General features: G+C 49.2%; 15 protein-coding genes. 6 read left to right on the top strand and 9 right to left on the bottom strand.

Going from position 1 to position 17,012, the window contains the following annotated elements; all coding sequences use genetic code 11:
- Positions 1–26: 26 nt before the first annotated feature.
- From HZF10_RS05365 to HZF10_RS05355, 3 genes are read right to left on the bottom strand one after another with little or no spacing between them, the layout of a single operon-like run.
- Entirely contained in the window at positions 27–212 is a 186-nt protein-coding gene (locus HZF10_RS05365; RefSeq protein WP_176005154.1) for a GldL-related protein, read from the bottom strand.
- Complete coding sequence (locus HZF10_RS05360; RefSeq protein WP_176005153.1) at positions 202–432, bottom strand: helix-turn-helix domain-containing protein; 231 nt, start codon at positions 430–432, stop codon at positions 202–204. The genes HZF10_RS05365 and HZF10_RS05360 overlap by 11 nt, the downstream gene beginning before the upstream one ends.
- Positions 432–941 (bottom strand): DUF2975 domain-containing protein, encoded by a 510-nt coding sequence (locus tag HZF10_RS05355; RefSeq protein WP_176005152.1) that lies wholly within the window; start codon positions 939–941, stop codon positions 432–434. Before HZF10_RS05355 ends, HZF10_RS05360 begins: the two co-directional genes overlap by 1 nt.
- 272 nt (positions 942–1,213) lie before the next feature.
- Between HZF10_RS05355 and HZF10_RS05350 the strand changes: the two genes are divergently transcribed.
- Positions 1,214–2,353: an aminotransferase class I/II-fold pyridoxal phosphate-dependent enzyme gene (locus HZF10_RS05350; RefSeq protein ID WP_176005151.1), complete on the top strand. Its 1,140-nt coding sequence runs from the start codon at positions 1,214–1,216 to the stop codon at positions 2,351–2,353.
- Here the strand turns inward: HZF10_RS05350 and HZF10_RS05345 are convergent.
- The 3 genes from HZF10_RS05345 to HZF10_RS05335 all read right to left on the bottom strand — a co-directional run bounded on the left by HZF10_RS05345 (position 2,329) and on the right by HZF10_RS05335 (position 4,869).
- The gene (locus HZF10_RS05345; protein WP_176005150.1) at positions 2,329–2,895 is read right to left on the bottom strand and encodes a GNAT family N-acetyltransferase; all 567 of its coding nucleotides are present in this window, start codon (positions 2,893–2,895) and stop codon (positions 2,329–2,331) included. The genes HZF10_RS05350 and HZF10_RS05345 overlap by 25 nt on opposite strands.
- 53 nt (positions 2,896–2,948) lie before the next feature.
- Positions 2,949–4,028, bottom strand: coding sequence for an AI-2E family transporter (locus tag HZF10_RS05340; RefSeq protein WP_176005149.1), 1,080 nt, complete (start codon positions 4,026–4,028; stop codon positions 2,949–2,951).
- Between the two features lie 61 nt (positions 4,029–4,089).
- Positions 4,090–4,869, bottom strand: a complete 780-nt coding sequence (locus HZF10_RS05335; RefSeq protein WP_176005148.1) for an alpha/beta fold hydrolase — start codon at positions 4,867–4,869, stop codon at positions 4,090–4,092.
- Positions 4,870–4,974: 105 nt separating this feature from the next.
- Between HZF10_RS05335 and bioD the strand changes: the two genes are divergently transcribed.
- The 5 genes from bioD to HZF10_RS05310 all read left to right on the top strand — a co-directional run bounded on the left by bioD (position 4,975) and on the right by HZF10_RS05310 (position 9,263).
- Positions 4,975–5,592, top strand: coding sequence for a dethiobiotin synthase (bioD, locus tag HZF10_RS05330; protein ID WP_176005147.1), 618 nt, complete (start codon positions 4,975–4,977; stop codon positions 5,590–5,592).
- Between the two features lies 1 nt (position 5,593).
- Complete coding sequence (gene bioA / locus HZF10_RS05325; protein WP_176005146.1) at positions 5,594–6,868, top strand: adenosylmethionine--8-amino-7-oxononanoate transaminase; 1,275 nt, start codon at positions 5,594–5,596, stop codon at positions 6,866–6,868.
- 75 nt (positions 6,869–6,943) lie between these two features.
- The gene (locus tag HZF10_RS05320) at positions 6,944–7,540 is read left to right on the top strand and encodes an SET domain-containing protein (RefSeq protein ID WP_176005145.1); all 597 of its coding nucleotides are present in this window, start codon (positions 6,944–6,946) and stop codon (positions 7,538–7,540) included.
- Positions 7,541–7,609: 69 nt separating this feature from the next.
- The gene (locus tag HZF10_RS05315) at positions 7,610–8,764 is read left to right on the top strand and encodes a beta-ketoacyl synthase N-terminal-like domain-containing protein (protein ID WP_176005144.1); all 1,155 of its coding nucleotides are present in this window, start codon (positions 7,610–7,612) and stop codon (positions 8,762–8,764) included.
- 1 nt (position 8,765) lies between these two features.
- A complete protein-coding gene (locus HZF10_RS05310) occupies positions 8,766–9,263 on the top strand; it encodes a hypothetical protein (protein WP_176005143.1) in 498 nt (165 codons plus the stop codon).
- Here the strand turns inward: HZF10_RS05310 and HZF10_RS05305 are convergent.
- The 3 genes from HZF10_RS05305 to HZF10_RS05295 form a co-directional block, all read right to left on the bottom strand.
- Positions 9,260–9,466 carry a hypothetical protein gene (locus tag HZF10_RS05305; RefSeq protein WP_176005142.1) on the bottom strand — a complete coding sequence of 69 codons (207 nt, stop codon included), beginning with the start codon at positions 9,464–9,466 and terminating at the stop codon, positions 9,260–9,262. The genes HZF10_RS05310 and HZF10_RS05305 overlap by 4 nt on opposite strands.
- Positions 9,467–9,507: 41 nt before the next feature.
- Positions 9,508–9,972, bottom strand: a complete 465-nt coding sequence (locus tag HZF10_RS05300; protein ID WP_176005141.1) for a hypothetical protein — start codon at positions 9,970–9,972, stop codon at positions 9,508–9,510.
- Positions 9,973–10,085: 113 nt separating this feature from the next.
- Entirely contained in the window at positions 10,086–16,748 is a 6,663-nt protein-coding gene (locus HZF10_RS05295) for a RemA C-terminal-like gliding motility protein (protein ID WP_176005140.1), read from the bottom strand.
- Between the last annotated feature and the right edge of the window lie 264 nt (positions 16,749–17,012).

The raw sequence follows: 17,012 nt of genomic DNA, 5'->3' as shown, positions 1-17,012 counted from the left end.
ATACGAAATGCGATTTTATGTTAAAATCAGGATTTTCCGTTTTTGCCCGACAAACTTCGGTACGCGATATAACAGAAAACACCAACCTGGAACAAAAGCGCGAACGTCAGGAAATACTCGGCATTGGCAACGTGCTGGATTTTGAGGAAGGCGGCCCCGACCATGATCAGACAGGCCAGAATCAATAAAAGGACAGCGGTTTTAGCTTTCATCGGAATCGTTTTTGGGTTCAGGAATATATTCGAGTATGTCGGCCGGCTGGCATTGCAACACTTCGCAAATCGCCTCGAGCGTAGAAAAACGGATCGCCTTGGCCTTTCCCGTTTTGAGAATGGACAGGTTGGCCGTGGTCATCCCGATACGGTCGGCGAGTTCGTTGGAACGCATCTTGCGCTTGGCCAACATGACGTCTACGTTGATTACTATCGGCATTAAAGTGTCAATTCATTTTCTTCTTTCAAATGTTTCGCAATTTTGAACACCTCGCCCAAAACCATAAAAAACAACGCCAAAGCTATAGACAAAATTCCAGAATCGAAACTCCCTACTTCAAGTTCCAACCCTGCGCGTTGCTTGAAAATCGCGCCGTAAACGAACGAAGGAACGCCGATAATAAATGTCGAAACCAACAGGCAAATCCCGATACGGTTGAAGTTCTTGATGACGTCGTCGGTAAAAATCTCATGTCTTATGAACGCGTAAACGTTTCTTCTCAGCAATTGGATCGCCTTTACGAACAACGCTGTGGCAACGAGCCAGCAAACAAGAAGGGCACGCGCGCCCCAATTGTCAACGACGATCTCTCTTCCGTTCACTTTCATGTCCATAGAATCGTCGCTGAAAACCGCCATCGGCACGAAAATCAAAGATGCGGCAAATGCGAGGATTCCGAAAAAGAAAAAGAAATCCAGACAGGTTTTCAAAATGGTAAGCTTTCTCATGTTATTGGTTTTTGGTTGGGTCAAAGATATATAAATTATCGAATAACAATAATTATTTATCAAAAATCTTTTATTAATTATTTTTGTAGCCAATCCTTCGCTTGCTCTTAGCTTTCTTGTAAACCGCGTTTTTTGTTTCGCGACTAGCGGGGCTTTCTGCGGTCGCCCGCCTTTCGCGACAAAAAATGGCGGTTTCCTTCAAAAGGCTAATTCACGCTTCGGGGCTAATACACCTGCTTTCCCGCTTACGGGCATTTGATTATTTTTACATCATGGATTTCCCGAAGAAACTTCTCGAACGGCTCGAAAAACGCGAGCACGAAAACGCGTTGCGCATTTTGTCTTCTCCCGATTTCGCGGTAGACTTTTACTCGAACGACTACATCGGTTTTGCGCGTTCAAAAGAAATCTTGGAAGAGACGCATGAATTCCTTAAACGAAAACAAACGTTTGTAAACGGATCTACGGGTTCGCGCCTCATTTCGGGAAACCATGCGATTTATGACGAAGCCGAGACTTTTATCGCAGAATTCCACGACAGCGAATCGGCACTTATTTTTAATTCCGGCTATGACGCGAACATCGGTTTTTTCAGTTGCGTGCCCCAGCGCAGCGATATCATCCTGTACGACGAACTGTGTCACGCCTCGATCCGTGACGGCATTGGTTTGTCGCGCGCCAAGTCGTTCAAGTTCACGCATAACGATTTGGAAGAACTCGAAAAACTCATCGAAAAATTCCAATCGCCACAATCGGATATCTACATCGTCACCGAATCGGTATTTTCTATGGACGGAGATTCTCCAAACCTCGAGGAATTGTGCCGCATCTCGAAAAAACACAATGGCCTGCTGGTTATAGACGAGGCGCACGCGCTTGGCGTTTTTGGCGAAAACGGCTCCGGATTGGTACAACAACTGGGTTTGCAACACGAATTTTTCGCAAGGCTCATGACGTTCGGAAAAGGCTTGGGATGTCACGGCTCGGCCATTCTCGGATCGAAAAAACTGTGTGATTACCTTGTGAATTTCTCGCGTAGCTTTATTTACACCACGGCGCTTCCGCCACATTCCGTAGCGACGATCCTAACCGCTTATAAACGTTTGGAAGCGTCTGTAAACGTTTATCGACTTTCCCAAATCATTGCGCATTTCAATCAGGAGAAAAACCGCCTTTCGCTCAAACCGATGTTCGTGTACAGCAAATCGGCGATTCAATGTGCGATCATTCCCGGAAACGAAAAAGTGAAACAGGTCGCCGACAAATTGCAGCAAAAGGGTTTTGGCGTGAAAGCGATCCTTTCGCCAACCGTTCCTCAAGGTCAGGAACGACTCAGGATTTGCCTGCACAGTTACAATTCCGAAGAGGAAGTCACCGACCTTCTCGATTATTTGGCGACGTTGGTTTTTTGATCGACCCGATGGAATTCATGCTTGAGAAGCGAGAAAAATAACGAATCCTCGAATTGGCCGTCGGTAAAATAGTGCCCGCGCAAAAGCCCTTCGCGCGTAAACCCGAATTTCTGTACCAACTTTAAAGACGGAATGTTCTTCGGACTCAAAAGCGCTTCGACGCGATGAAGCTCCATGGTTTCGAAGCCGTATTGCAGAATCTGCGCCATCGCTTCAGACATAAAGCCACGGCCTTTCATGTTTTCATCTTCTATATGGTAGCCTATTTCGGCCCGCGCGTGATCGACGAACCAAGTATGGAAGCCGCAAGCACCCAAATACTTCCCGTCAGATTTGTCGAGCAACTGGAAATTCACGAACGATTGCTTGTGGGTCGAACGCCCTTTGAGGTGTTTTTCCTTTTCTTTTTCGAGTGCGTCGTTGTCTTTGAGAAAAAGCGACCGCATGATTTCGGCATCGGGTTGGGCGAAGATTTCCAAGTATTTCTCGGGTGTCAAAATGCGCAGTTGCATCCTTTCGGTTTCAAGTATTTCCCAATTCATGTCGTCGGTTTTTGGACGCTAACTTAATCAATTTGCCGAAACGTCAACCCCATTTAAGGCTTGTGTCGCCTGAACCAGCGCGAGTCTTCTTCTCCGAACAAGTAGGCATACGGCTCGGTTTCGGGGCTTAATTCGAACAGCTTTTTTAGGATCGCGATCGTCGGGATGATCAAAATCATACCCGGAATTCCCCAAATCGCGCCGCCGATAAGCAATCCGAGAAACGTCACGAATGCATTCAGGTTCACGTTCGCACCCGTAATCCTCGGCGTGAGATAGGCGCTTTCCAAAAACTGGATCAACGTGAACGACACGACCACCGCAAACGGATAGAACAAACTATCCTTGGTAAGCAACGCGAAAACGAAAGGTAAAATCGCGCCCAACGACGGGCCTAAATACGGAATGATGTTTAAAAATCCGGCGAGCATGCCGAAGAAAATCGCGTGTTTGATGCCAAGCGCGAACAGTACGCCCGTATTGACAACGCCCAAAATCAGCATGACTTTTCCCGCGCCGATCAGGTAATTGTGCACGACTTTGCGCAAAGATGCGATCTGTTCGAGCAAATCGGAGTCTTTCTGCTTGCGGAACACCTTGCTCACGAAAACGGCCAAATGGTCGCGGTAAATCAGCAGGAAAAAGATGAAAACGGGCAACAGGACAATGTCCGAAAGCGTCCCCAAAGTCTTCATCAGGAAATCGGTCATGGCCTTATCGTCCGATTGTACGAGGCTGAACATTTTCTTGAGGTCGAAGCCGCGTTCCATCTGCATGTCGAAACCTGTCGTATTTTGTACCCAATCATCGGCACGCGTGGCAAACGTATTGAGGTTGGTTTGCATGTTCGCTTCTACATCGGTAGCGAAATTCCCGACTTGCGTCACCACGAAATACAGAAAACCGATCAACGCCAACGAAGCGAAAAACAACGCGATGAAAGCCGCGAGCGACCTAGGCATCTTATATTTCTCCAAACGGTTGCAGAACGAGGTGAGCAACATCGCGATATAACCCGAAACCATAAGCGGAATCAGGATTTTACGCGCCATGACCATCACGAAAATGATGATGATGATCAGCAGCGACAGGAAAACGGCTTTTATATAAGGCGGAATTTCGGTTCGTGTCATGCCAAAAGTGTTGTTCTCCTAAATATAAGGAAAAACGACACGTTATCGAACCGTAAGCGCTTTAAAGTGAATCGATAAAGCGTTTTGCGGCTTCAATCGTTTGGTCGGGCGCTTCCTTATGAGGCGTGTGGCCGATGTTTTCCAGGATATAGGTTTCGGCTCTTGAGCTTACTTGGGAAACCGTCTTTTCGACCTGTTCCAAACTGCCGAATTCGTCCGATTTGCCTTGAATGAAAAGCAGCGGACAATTTACGTTCGGCAACAAATATTCGATATTCCAACTGCGGAAAGAATCGCTAATCCAAGTCAACGTCCAGGCTTTGAAAAGCATTTCTACTTTGTCGCCATGATACTTTTTGAGGCGCTCGCGAAGATCGGTCGTTTCGAAAGCGACCATGGCTTCGCGGATTCCTTTCAAAGTGATTTCCTCGACAAAAATATGAGCGGCTTCACAAATCACGGCTTTGATGCGATTCGGGAATTTCGCGGCCGCAATCAACGCGATCGAACCACCGTCGCTGTGACCGAAAAGGATGGCGTTTTCGATTCCCAAATCAGATAACAATTCGTTCAACGTTTCGGCTTCTGCATCCATATAATCGTTTGTCCTTTCCCATGTCGGCATCGCATCCGACTTTCCGTAACCCAATCTGTCATACACCAAAACGTTGCAATTTGCAGCCTCGGCAAGCACTTGCGTGAAATCGCGCCAAAGCTTGACACACCCCAAAGAATCGTGCAAAAACACAAGCGTCGGTCGATTTTCGTGACTGTTCGTGTATTCTGCATACGCCTTTTTCCCGACGAGATCGATGTAGGTTTTTATGGTTTCGGACTTCATATCGTCGCTGCTTTTTCTTGGTTTTGGAAAGGTTCAAATATAGGACGGCTGCGTTAAAAATCCGTTTACAAACGTTTATAAACGCTTACACCGTATCTTTGCGCCATGAAGTTTTTTATCACCGGAATCTCTACCGACGTGGGAAAAACCGTGGCTTCGGCCATCGTAACCCAAGCGCTCGAAGCCGATTATTGGAAACCCGTTCAGGCCGGCGATCTCAATAATTCGGACAGCCACAAAATCGAAAAGTACATCTCGAACGACACGACCAAAATCCATGCGAATGCGTACGCTTTGAATACGCCCGCAAGTCCGCATTTGGCTGCGGAGTTGGACGGCCTCCGAATCGATCTTGAGAAAATCGTCGAACCGAAGACCGACAACCATCTCGTTATCGAAGGCGCAGGCGGATTGCTCGTTCCGCTTAACGAAATCGATACGGTTGCCGATCTGATCAAGCCCGATTACAAAGTCATCGTCGTTTCCCGTCATTATCTGGGTAGCATCAGCCATACTTTATTGACGATCGAAGCCTTGAAAAACCGCAAAGCGGATATTGCCGGAATCATTTTTTCGGGTGACGAGAATGCATCGACCGAAAAAATAATCCTTGGAAAAACCGGCGTGAAAATGATCGGACGCATCGAAAACGAGCCGTATTTCGACAAAAACGTGATTGCGGAATATGCCGACGATTTGCGTGAAAACCTTCTAAATTCCTGACATGAACCTCATCGAAAAAGACAACGCCTACATCTGGCATCCGTATACGCAACACAAAACCGCCAAAACGCCCGTGGCCATTGCAAAAGCTGAAGGTGCACTGGTTTGGGACGTGGACGGAAAAGAATACATAGACGCGATCGCTTCGTGGTGGGTGAATCCGTTCGGCCATTCGAACAAATTCATAGCCGACGCGATCTACGCACAACTCACGACATTGGAACACGTACTTTTTGGCGGATTCACCCACGAACCCGCGATAAAAGTCGCCGAACAATTGCTCGACATGCTGCCGTCGAACCAGCAAAAAGTGTTCTTTTCAGACAACGGTTCGACTGCCGTGGAAGTCGCCATAAAAGCGTCGTTGCAATATTTCTTCAACAAAGGCGAGATGCGCAAAACCATCATCGCTTTCGAGGACGCGTTTCACGGAGACACGTTCGCCGCAATGGCCGCAAGCGGGATTTCGCTGTATACGCAGGCTTTTAAGGGTATGTTTATCGATGTCGTACGAATTCCGGTTCCGACTTCGGGTAATGAGGAAGTTTCGAAATCGGCTTTGAAGAAAGTGATTTCCGAAAATGATTGCGCGGCGTTTATTTTCGAACCTTTGGTTTTGGGCGCAGCCGGAATGGTGATGTACGAACCCGAAATTTTGGACGAGCTGATTTCCATCTGCAAACAAAACAACGTACTTACGATCGCCGACGAGGTCATGACCGGATTCGGCAAGACCGGAAAAACCTTCGCCTGCGATTACCTTTCGCAACAACCCGACGCGATCTGTCTGTCTAAAGCGCTTACCGGAGGCACGATCCCGATGGCGATCACGACGTTTACCCAAGAGATTTTCGATGCGTTTTATTCGGACGATATCAACAAAGCGCTTTTCCACGGGCATACGTTTACGGCCAATCCGACGGGTTGCGCGGCAGCACTTGCGGCTTTCGAATTGCTGGCATCGAAACAAATACAGAACGATTTGGTTCGCGTGAACAAAACCCAATCGGCATTTGCCCAAAAAATCGCGAAACATCCGAAAGTCAAGGCTTCGCGAGTACTCGGGACGATTATGGCTTTCGACATCAAAACCGATGGAGAATCGGCTTACTATGGCGAACTGCGCAACAAACTGTACGATTTCTTTATACGGAACGGGGTGATTTTGCGCCCCGTCGGAAATACGGTCTATGTGCTGCCGCCTTATGTGATGACCGACGAGCAACTTGAAAAAGTGTATTCCGTGATCGAAAAAGCGCTAGAGGAAGTCGCCTGACGTGTGGAAAGATTGTGCTGATTTTAAGATTTCGGTTTTGTGAAATCTGTAACTTTAATACAAAATCAGCACTTTATGATTCATCCGGACACCGAACTGCGGTTCATAAGCGACGTCATAGGTTATGGCGTGGTCGCGAAAAAATTTATTCCGAAAGGCACGATTACCTGGGTTCAGGACGATTTGGACCGCATTTTCACACCCGAAGACGAAAACAAGATTTCTCCTAAAATGCGCGATTACCTCGAAACGTATTGCTTCACCAACAGCCGAGGTTATAAGGTGTTGTGTTGGGACAATGCGAAATTCGTCAACCACAGTTTCAAGCCGAGCTGCATGAGTACGGCTTACGATTTCGAGATTGCCGTGCGCGACATCCATCCCGGTGAGCAATTGACCGACGATTACGGCTACCTCAACGTTTCGGAACCGTTCGAAGCCGAAGATGAAGGAACAGAGCGAAAAGTCGTTTACCCGGACGATTTAGTGCATTACTACAAGCTTTGGGACGATTTGATCCGTGAAAACCTATCGGCAATCGCCAACGTAGAACAACCTTTACAGTCTTTCGTTCCCGATACATTGTGGCAGGAATTCTCTCAAGTGATTGACGGAAAGGCCGAACTGAAATCGTTGCTCACTTGTTACTACGATTCGCAGAAAAATAAATAGGATTGGCGTATTTTTGCGGCGAATCGGTTGAGATTCCTCCTTCGTCGGAATCCACCCCAATCCTTACCCGTGCAACAACCTGTTTCCATAATTTCCGTCGCTTCGGTCTCGCCTTTGGGTGATTCCGACGAAAGCGTATGGAACGCCTACCTTTCCCAAAAACCTTTTTTCTCAAAAGCCGATTTCAATGGAAATGTGGCTTGGGGCGCATTCTTGTCTGAATCGATAAAATCGGAAATCGAACAGCTCAAGAATTCGGACAACAAATACCGTTCACTCGACGATTCGGTGCTGTTCGCGATTTTGGCTTCGAGGAAAGCGATCGAAAAAACGAATTGGAAAAAGGACGACATTTTCGGAATCAATATCGGTTCTTCACGCGGAGCTACGGCTTTGTTCGAGAAACACTACGAAGAATTCCGCAGCAGCGCAAAAGCCCACACGCTGGCGTCTCCGACCACGACTTTGGGCAACATCTCGTCTTGGGTAGCGCACGATCTGCAACAGGACGGACCCGAAATCTCGCATTCGATCACGTGTTCGACCTCGCTTCACGCGTTGCTCAACGGAATCGCATGGCTCAATTCGGACATGGCCGACAAATTTCTCGTCGGCGGAAGCGAAGCGCCACTCACGCCGTTCACGATCGCGCAAATGCAGGCGTTGAAAATCTATTCGAAAGAGGAAAGCGAATTCCCGTCTCGCGCGATGGATTTCGAAAAAACGCAGAATTCAATGATTTTGGGCGAAGGCGCGGCGATTTGCTGTCTGGAAAAAGGTATTTCCGAAAACGCGATCGCGATCATTTCGGGAATCGGATATGCGACCGAAATCCTCGAGCACAACACCTCTATTTCTACGGAAGCGGACTGTTTCCAAAAATCGATGAAAATGGCTTTGGGCGATACGAATCCGAATGAAATCGACGCGATCGTGATGCACGCGCCGGGAACGATCAAAGGCGACCTTACCGAATTGCGCGCCATCGAAAAAGTATTCGGAAACCACAAACCGCTGCTTACGACCAACAAATGGCAAACCGGCCACACGTTCGGCGCATCGGGGATTTTGAGCGTCGAGATGGCTGTGATGATGTTGCAAAATCAGGAATTTATCCGAACTCCTTTCCACAAAAGCGAAAAATCGGTAGGTTTGAAAAAAATCATGGTCAACGCGGTCGGTTTCGGCGGAAATGCGGTGAGCGTGATCGTACAAACCAACTGATATGAACGCCATTATTTCGTACACCAAAGAAGTTCCCGTTTTTAAATACGCAATCGGAAGCCTTTTGGTACTTTTCTTCCTTTTCGGATTGCTTTCGTTGAACTACCTAAGCCTGATATTCCTTATTCTCGGGCTTGGAATCATGACAACCGAAGGCGCCGAACTCGATCTCGACGCCAAGACATACCGCACGGTGAAATCGCTTTTCGGCATCAAGTTCGGAAAGTGGCAACCGAACCCGAAGTTCGATTACGTTTCGGTATTCAGTACGCATGAAACGCAGCAAGTGACGGTCGTGACCGCTTCGGCCAGCTTTCGCGAACAACTTATCGTGCTCAACGTGTTTTACGGCAACAAGCATTTTACGTTTTACAAAACCAAAGACAAAACCGATGCGATGGAAAAGGCCAAACACATCGCCATGGCGTTGGAGATCGATGTTTTGGATGCGACCCGCCGTGAAAAAATCTGGCTTGACAAGAATTTGCAGCCGATTTAGTCGTAATACGTAATCGTTCGCTTTCGCAAATAAAGAGGTTTGCCATTGACGGTTTTGGTTTGTTCGATCCAGTTGTTTTTGTGGTCGAATGTGTATTTGAATTCGCAAATTGTGGTCTTGCCGTTAGACGTGAATTTAGCCCGGCTCACCAAACCTTTGGCGTTGTAAGCATATTCTATGGTTTCCGACCATTCGGGATACATATGTTTCTTTTCGAAACGTATGCAGCAGATTGTTTTTGTATTCAAATTACGTTGGAAAAAGCACTTGTAGAAAGCAATCTGCAGTCATAATCGTAACAAGCGTTTTCGCGATAGAAAGATGTGTCGTTGCGTGTCGATATCTCGCTTATCCTATTTTGGTATTCGTCGTACTCGTAACGGTATTTGTTCCTCACCGAATTGTCTTTGTTGAACCAATTGTCGATTTGCATCAACCCATTCTCGTCGTACTGGCGATAATAATTCACAAAATGACTTGCCGCCGACCGTTTCCAAAGGAAATTAAATCGCCGAATCGTCGCCTCGGGACTTACGAAACCCATATGCCCGAATTCGTCATCGGACGAAAAAAGCTTGGCATTTTGACGAATCGAATCGAGGAAATACAGTTTTTCGCGCACCGATTTCACCTTGCCAAAAATCAACGTATCGTTTTGCGCATACACTAGATTGCAAACAAGAAAGAAAAAATAGACGTACGATCTCATATGGTGTTTCTTTAATGGATGCCGTATACGCAAAAAAGGTTGCAAACAAAAAAATCCCGCCAACCAAGCGGGATTTTTACCTAAACTAAACAACTAAAAACAACCTAAGTATCTTAATACATAATTACTTTTTTGGTGATGACCACGTCGTTGTCGAGCGTCACTTTCACGATGAGTACCTGCGATGCGATGTTCAGATCTTTGGTACTGAACAACGTCGCGTTGATGCCTGACTTTTCGTAGACTTTCTTTCCTGTAAGGTCGAAAATCTGGATGTCGGTCATGTTGTAATTGCCCGAACTCACTTCGATGTGCTTGTCCGATTTCACGATGTACACACTATTCTCGTTAGGCGTATGGTCGCCGATTCCAAGCGATGGCGTCTGGTAGTGGATTTCGAAGCGCGAATCGAACGTTCCTGTCGCCGACGTGAACGAATAGTCGGCTTCGCTCAAATTGTGGTAGCTCATATCGGTCTTGTCGAGCAAATAGACGTTCTGGTTTTGGAACAGTCCGTCGAAATGCTCAAGCGAAATCGTGAATGTTCCCGGAACCGAAGTCTTGAATCCGATCGGCACGACATCGGCTACATCAAAAGGCAACGCTCTTCCTTGTATCGACATTTTGCCGTTGTTCACGAAGCTGTAGATGCTGATGAAATTGCCTCCGTTGAAAATAGGCCCGTCGAACAAGCGATCGAGTCCGTTGGTCGCGTTCTGGATGTATCCGAGAAGCATCTCGTCGTAAGCGCCATCGGCATTGTGGATGTTGATCCAAGCCCTGTGTTTTTCCAACCCTACGGTTTGTACCGTCGCAGCGGATGCGTTGTTGGCCACCTTGAAGAATTGGTCGTTCTGGCTCGTGACGCGCATCGAATTGCGGAAGGTCGCCGTATACGAACCGTTGGCCAAAGCCGGATTGGTATCGATAAAGAACGATTGGCCCGAAGCGACCTTACCCGTTGGTTCAACACCTCCCGTGATGGCAGGGTTAGCTGTTTTCACGCCTCCGGTGAGGTTGTATTTCGCATAATCGTCTGCCGTATAATTATATTGTGCGTTTCCTGGAATCGACGCGCTGATGGCCGTGTTGTGCGTCCAAAGATAAATCGTGCCGTTCACGAGGTTCTCGTTGGCCGGATCGGTCAGGAACAAATCGATATCGATAGCCGACGGATACGGATTCCCGACAAGGTTGAATGTTCCGGCACCTTTAGCGATCGGCGCCGCGATGATTCCCGTATTCGGAACACCCACGAACGAACTGTGATAAACACCTTGGGTCGCATTGGTCACGCTCCAATCTAGAGGCGCACGCACGATGTAACCGCGTCCCGGCTGCATCACCTGCGCACCGTTCATATGGATTACCCAGTTGTTGGTCACAGGGTTGAAGCTGTAATATTTGTCGAATCGAGTCAAAGGCGACAAGTTGTAAAGCGTGAAGTTCTGAACCGGTGACGACCAATATGTGAAGTCGTAATTCTTCATCGGAGCCGAGTTTCTTTTAACTGTACTTACGCCAATGTTTGCCGCGTCGTCTTCGATCTGGACGATGCTTCCGTTGCTTTCTACGATGATATTCGAGCCTTCGTCCACGATGATCTCGCGTTCTACGATAAGGTTCGCATTCGATTGCACCGTAATCGTCGCGTTGTTGGTCACTTGACATGTACAGGCCGTGATGTTCGAAGTCAGGTTCAAATTGGCCGATACGATGATCGGGGTAAGCGCCGTCGGAGTTCCGCTCCAAGTACCATTATAGGTGATTGCGGGAAGGATCGTGATCACGACCGGATCGGTATACGCCACCGGACAAATTCCGCTTTGCACCGCAGCCCTGAAATATCTTGTGGACGGGATCGATCCCATTTGAGCCGAAGTCAATACATCTGTCGTGTTCGCGATGTCGGTCACGCCTGAAGTAAAGGTCGAGTTGCTCGCATATTGCCATTTGACGATGGTTCCCGTATAGCCCGTCAACGTAATGTTTTGCGGCATGGAATTGCGGCAGATGACCGTAGAAGGAGACACGAGCGTTCCTGCATTCGTTCCTCCGGAAACGGTTACGGTCGATGTAACGCCTACGGTAGTCAATCCGCACAGGCTGTCACGACGGCGCACCCAATATGTGGTCGTAGCCGTAGGAGAAACCGTGATCGATGCCGAAGCCTCACCTGCGATGATATTCTGTCCTACGGTTCCCGTCCCCCATTGGAACGAACCATTCGTGCCCATCGTTCCTCCCGAAGCGGTCAACGTGACCGACGCACCGTTACATGTAGCGCCCCCGCCGGTAATGGTGGTCGGAGCAGTTGACGCAACGTCCGTTTTGGTGAAGTTCATCTTGAGGTTGGCGCCTCCGCCATTTTCCCTTACGCGCACTTCAATTTGGGAGGTATTGGTCAGGTTGAAACTTCCTGTGATCGCGCCGTTGTTACAGCCTCCGCCTCCGCTCCAGTTGTCGCAAGAGAATACGAGGTTGCCGTCTACGTATACGCGAACCTGGTCATCCCAATTGGCGAGTGCCAAGGTATAAGTTCCACAAGGGAAACCTCTTCTTTTGTAGATGAATGTGAAATTGTCCACCGGAACCGAACATCCGTTCCAACCCGCAGAACTCGAAACCGATAAATTGTTGTTCCAGCTGTTCGTACCGGTCTGTGTGTCGAAACTCAAATCGGTAGACACGTAATATCCGGCGTAGACCGCTGTGGCAAGCGTGATGTCGCCTGTAGAATATCCGTAAACGTTCCATTGGTTCGCACCGAAAGTCGACGGGTTGCCCGGAGCGGCCGTAATGTCGACGGTAGTCGTCGCTTCGGCCGTATATCCCGTACACGGTGCAGCCTGCACGCGACGAACCCAATAAGTAGTCGTCGCTGTCGGTGTTACTGTGATGGTATTGCCTGTTTGTCCCGTAATGATGTTGCTTCCGACAGTACCCGTTCCCCATTGGTAAGTCGCACCCGAACCGCCTGTAGCCGTCAGGGTATAACTCGATCCGGCACAAACCGATGATGCCGGAGCACCTGTAATGGCCGTCGGAGCTGTCGCCGCAGCGGAAACCGTTACGGTTCTCGTTTGTCCGCCCGTAGTCGTATTACAAGGCGCGATATCGAGACGACGCACCCAATAGGTCGTAGTCGCCGTCGGGCTGACCGTGATCGAAACGCCATTTTCGCCTGCGATAATGTTGTTTCCGACCGTACCCGTACCCCATTGGTAGCTTCCTGCCGTTCCCAATGTTCCACCCGTAGCGGTCAAGGTCGTGCTTTGTCCCGAACAGATGGTGTTCGTTCCGGTCACTGCCGTCGGAGCGGTCGATGCCGTATGCACTGTAATGGTAAAATAAACCGCGGTAGAAGTTCCCGAACAACTCGCGTCTACGGTACGTACCCAATAGGTGGTCGTAGCGGCAGGCGTCACGTTGTACGTGTTCCCGTTTTGTGTGCTCAGGATGTTCGCCCCTGCAGTATTTCCCGTACCGAATTGGTATTGTCCGCCGCTGCCTAGAGTAGCGCCCGTCGCCGTAAGCGTCGTTTGCGTTCCCGAACAGATCGGCGAAGTTGCCGAAAGTGCTGTCGGAGCCGTCGACAAAGTCGTTACGTTGATCGTAATCGTCGGTCCGCCTGTTTGCGTATTACAAGGAGTGGGATCGATGCGGCGCACCCAATACACGGTTTGTGCCGTCGGGCTTACGGTAATCGATGCTGCGGTTTGTCCGGCGATGACGTTTTGTCCGACCGTCCAGCCCGTTCCCCAGTTATAAGTCGCGCCGGTTCCTATAGTTCCGCCCGAAGCGGTCAAAGTCGTACTTGCGCCAGAACAAACGGTATTGTTGGTTGCCGTAATCGTCGTCGGATTGGTTGAAGCGGTCGAAACCGTAACCGTATAAGTCACGCCTGCCGTATACGTTCCGCAGGTCGCATCGTAAGCACGCACCCAATAGGTAGTGGTCGCATTCGGATTGATGTAATAATTATTACTCGCAGCGCCTGCAATGATGTTGTTGCCGACAGTCGCGCCCGTTCCCCATTGATATTGGCCGTTGCTGCCTAAAGTAGCGCCGTTTGAGTAAAGCGTCGTTCCTCCTGTTCCGTAGCACAAGACATTCGTGCCTGTGATAGAGGTCGGAGCGGTTGGCGCCACGTAAGTGTTCAACGTATAGAAAACCGCGGTCGTTCCCGGACATGGTCCCTGGTCGACCAAACGCACCCAATAGGTAGTCGTAGCGGTCGGTGTTACGGTGATGGTTGCGGCGGTTTGTCCGGTGATGATGTTTTGTCCCGCCGTATTTCCGGTTCCCCATTGGTACATGCTTCCTGTTCCGGGTGTTCCGCCGTTAGCGGTCAAAACGGTAGACGTGTTCGCGCAGATTGTTCCCGCTCCGGCAATGCTCCAAGGTCCGGTCGAACCTTTATAAACCGTTGCGGTTACACCCGTCGTGTAGGTCGCGCAAGAGGCGTCGTATCGTCTTACCCAATATACGGTCGTAGCCGCCGGGTTTACATAAAGTGTCTGGTTCGTGCCTACAATCACGTTGTTGCCGACAACCGCTCCCGTTCCCCATTGGTAGGTCGCGCCTGCAGCAGCCGTTCCGCCATCCGCGCTAAGCGTGACTCCGGAAATACTGCAAAGTGACGGGCTTCCCGAAATGGACGTCGGAGCTGTAGAAGACGCATTCACCGTTACCGTTACCGTAGCCGCGTTCGTTGGCGTATTACAAGGCGACGGGCTCGTTCTTCTCACCCAATAGGTAGTCGTGGCGGTTGGTGTGACCGTAATGGAAACGCCCGTCGCACCCGCAATGATGTTCGAACCGACCGTTCCCGTCCCCCATTCGTACGCTCCTCCGGCTACAAGCGTTCCTCCGTTCGCGGTCAAAGTCGTGCTTCCGCCGCAAGTGGTCGTAGTTCCTGTGATCGAAGTCGGTGCAGTCGATGGAATCGTAACCGTAACCGTTTGCGTAACGCCCGAAGTCGTAAGGTTACAAGGTGTTCCGTCGATTCGACGCACCCAATAAGTCGTATTCAAGTTCGGGTTTACGGTGATTGAAGCAGCCGTTTGTCCCGTGATGATGTTGTTGCCGACTGTCGCACCCGTTCCCCATTGATACGTGGCGTAAGCACCCGCATAACCGCCGGTAGCCGTCAAAGTAGTAGAGCTTCCGTTACAGATGGCATTGTTTCCCGAAATCGAGGTCGGAGCCGTAGAAATATCGGTACAAGCCGTATAATTGAACGTGACGCGGGTGTCACCGCCTCTTTCGTAGAATTCGATCACGAAATCCTTGCTTCCGCTCAAATAAAGATTAGCCGTAGATGATGTAGCGTAACCGTGATCGGCCCAGTTGGAAAGCGTCCAGGTGGCGCCGCCGTCCATACTGAAACGGTAACCGTCGTCCCCACCGACCGTGAACGTGTAATAGCCAGCCGTCCAGTTTTTGCTCATCTTGAAACGGATCGCGAAGTTCCCGGCATACGTGCCGCAAATGTTCGCACCGCTGATGGCTGCCGTGCCCAAGTTATAATCGAAAATTTCAGGTTCTGCGATCGTACCGCGATAAACCGTGGTCGTAAACGGAGTCGCCGGCGGGTTGGCCGCATCGATTCCCGAATACACATATCCGATCCATGAATTCGTTGCGTATGAAACCTGATCGCCCGGAACTGGTGTTACCGTTACCGTAGCGGTAACTCCTGCAGTTCTTCCGCAGTTGCCGCCATTGATGCGACGTACCCAATATGTGGTTGTAGCGGTTGGTGAAACCGTGATGGAAACGCCTGTCTGGCCTGCGATCGTATTATCGCCGACAACACTTCCGGTTCCCCATTCGTAAACCGAACCTGCGGCCAAAACACCTCCGTTTGCGGTTAGTGTGGTGCTGCTTCCGGCACAGATGCTGGTAGTTCCCGTAATGGATGTGGGAGCTGTAGACGTTGGCGTAACCGTCACCTGTTGCGTTACGCCCGAAGTCGTCATCGCGCAAGGTGCCGGATTCTGGCGTCTGACCCAATAGGTTGTTGTCGCAGCGGGATTTACTGTAATCGAAGCGGTTGTTTGTCCGGCGATGATGTTGTTTCCGACGACATTTCCGGTTCCCCATTGGTAGGTAGAACCTGCCGCAGCATATCCGCCGGTTGCGGTAAGCGTAGTCGAAGAAGCGCCGCAGATGTCTGTAGTTCCCGAGATTGCAGTTGGAGCCGTCGAAGGATCGGTACAAGCCGAATAAGCAAAACTCACATGATATTGTCCGCCTTGATCATAACTTTCAAAAACCATATCGAGTGTTCCTGAAAGGTACAAAGTGGCAGTTGTAGTTTGGTAAGAATGATAGTTCCAGTCTGACATGGCCCAAGTCGCGCCACCGTCAATACTCAATCTCACGCCGTCGTCACCTCCGATCGTCACCGAATAATAACCCGGAGTGAAGGTTTGGCGCATCCTGTAACGCACAGAAAACGAATCGGGATAAGAGCCGCAAACCGTTGCAGCCGTCGGAGCCGCGTTGACCAGATCGGAATCGAACTGTTCGGCCAACGTGATATAGCCGCGATACACCGTAGTCGTGAACGTGTTTTGAGGCGGATTGTTCGCATCGAGCCCGGAATAGACATAACCTGTCCAGAATCCTGTGCTGTAATTGTTAGGATTACCGGGCGGCGTAGGACATTGCGCCCACATGGACGCACTTGCGAAAAAGAACAACAGCGTGTAAATCAACGAACGGGTGAAGTTCGGTGTCGTTACGTCGCTAAAGTAGTTTGTTTTCATTGAGATTGAGGTTGAATTGTTTTTAAGACTTGTAGTCTTACGGTAAATTGTTTGTTTAGGTTTTTCGTCTGACTTCTCCCAAATAGAAATCATCGACCAAATGTATATAATCATCGACGAAATGCACAAATTTTAATTTTAAATAATTTTTTTCCTACATACTTACTATAACGTTATAGTATGCTATTTTACTATATAATAATCTGATTTACAGCAAATTAAAAATTATCCATTTTTATTAGAGAAATTGTAAGTTTTTTCAAA

It is taken from the genome of Flavobacterium agri (assembly GCF_013401995.1).
Taxonomy (GTDB): Bacteria; Bacteroidota; Bacteroidia; order Flavobacteriales; family Flavobacteriaceae; genus Flavobacterium; species Flavobacterium agri.
This window is presented reverse-complemented; position numbering and strand designations above follow the sequence as displayed.

Bases quoted from the DNA above. Each gene is read 5' to 3' on its own strand.
- HZF10_RS05365 (WP_176005154.1), bottom strand. From the start codon at position 212: ATGAAAGCTAAAACCGCTGTCCTTTTATTGATTCTGGCCTGTCTGATC.
- HZF10_RS05360 (WP_176005153.1), bottom strand. From the start codon at position 432: ATGCCGATAGTAATCAACGTAGACGTCATGTTGGCCAAGCGCAAGATG.
- HZF10_RS05355 (WP_176005152.1), bottom strand. From the start codon at position 941: ATGAGAAAGCTTACCATTTTGAAAACCTGTCTGGATTTCTTTTTCTTT.
- HZF10_RS05350 (WP_176005151.1), top strand. From the start codon at position 1,214: ATGGATTTCCCGAAGAAACTTCTCGAACGGCTCGAAAAACGCGAGCAC.
- HZF10_RS05345 (WP_176005150.1), bottom strand. From the start codon at position 2,895: ATGAATTGGGAAATACTTGAAACCGAAAGGATGCAACTGCGCATTTTG.
- HZF10_RS05340 (WP_176005149.1), bottom strand. From the start codon at position 4,028: ATGACACGAACCGAAATTCCGCCTTATATAAAAGCCGTTTTCCTGTCG.
- HZF10_RS05335 (WP_176005148.1), bottom strand. From the start codon at position 4,869: ATGAAGTCCGAAACCATAAAAACCTACATCGATCTCGTCGGGAAAAAG.
- bioD (WP_176005147.1), top strand. From the start codon at position 4,975: ATGAAGTTTTTTATCACCGGAATCTCTACCGACGTGGGAAAAACCGTG.
- bioA (WP_176005146.1), top strand. From the start codon at position 5,594: ATGAACCTCATCGAAAAAGACAACGCCTACATCTGGCATCCGTATACG.
- HZF10_RS05320 (WP_176005145.1), top strand. From the start codon at position 6,944: ATGATTCATCCGGACACCGAACTGCGGTTCATAAGCGACGTCATAGGT.
- HZF10_RS05310 (WP_176005143.1), top strand. From the start codon at position 8,766: ATGAACGCCATTATTTCGTACACCAAAGAAGTTCCCGTTTTTAAATAC.
- HZF10_RS05305 (WP_176005142.1), bottom strand. From the start codon at position 9,466: ATGTATCCCGAATGGTCGGAAACCATAGAATATGCTTACAACGCCAAA.
- HZF10_RS05300 (WP_176005141.1), bottom strand. From the start codon at position 9,972: ATGAGATCGTACGTCTATTTTTTCTTTCTTGTTTGCAATCTAGTGTAT.
- HZF10_RS05295 (WP_176005140.1), bottom strand. From the start codon at position 16,748: ATGAAAACAAACTACTTTAGCGACGTAACGACACCGAACTTCACCCGT.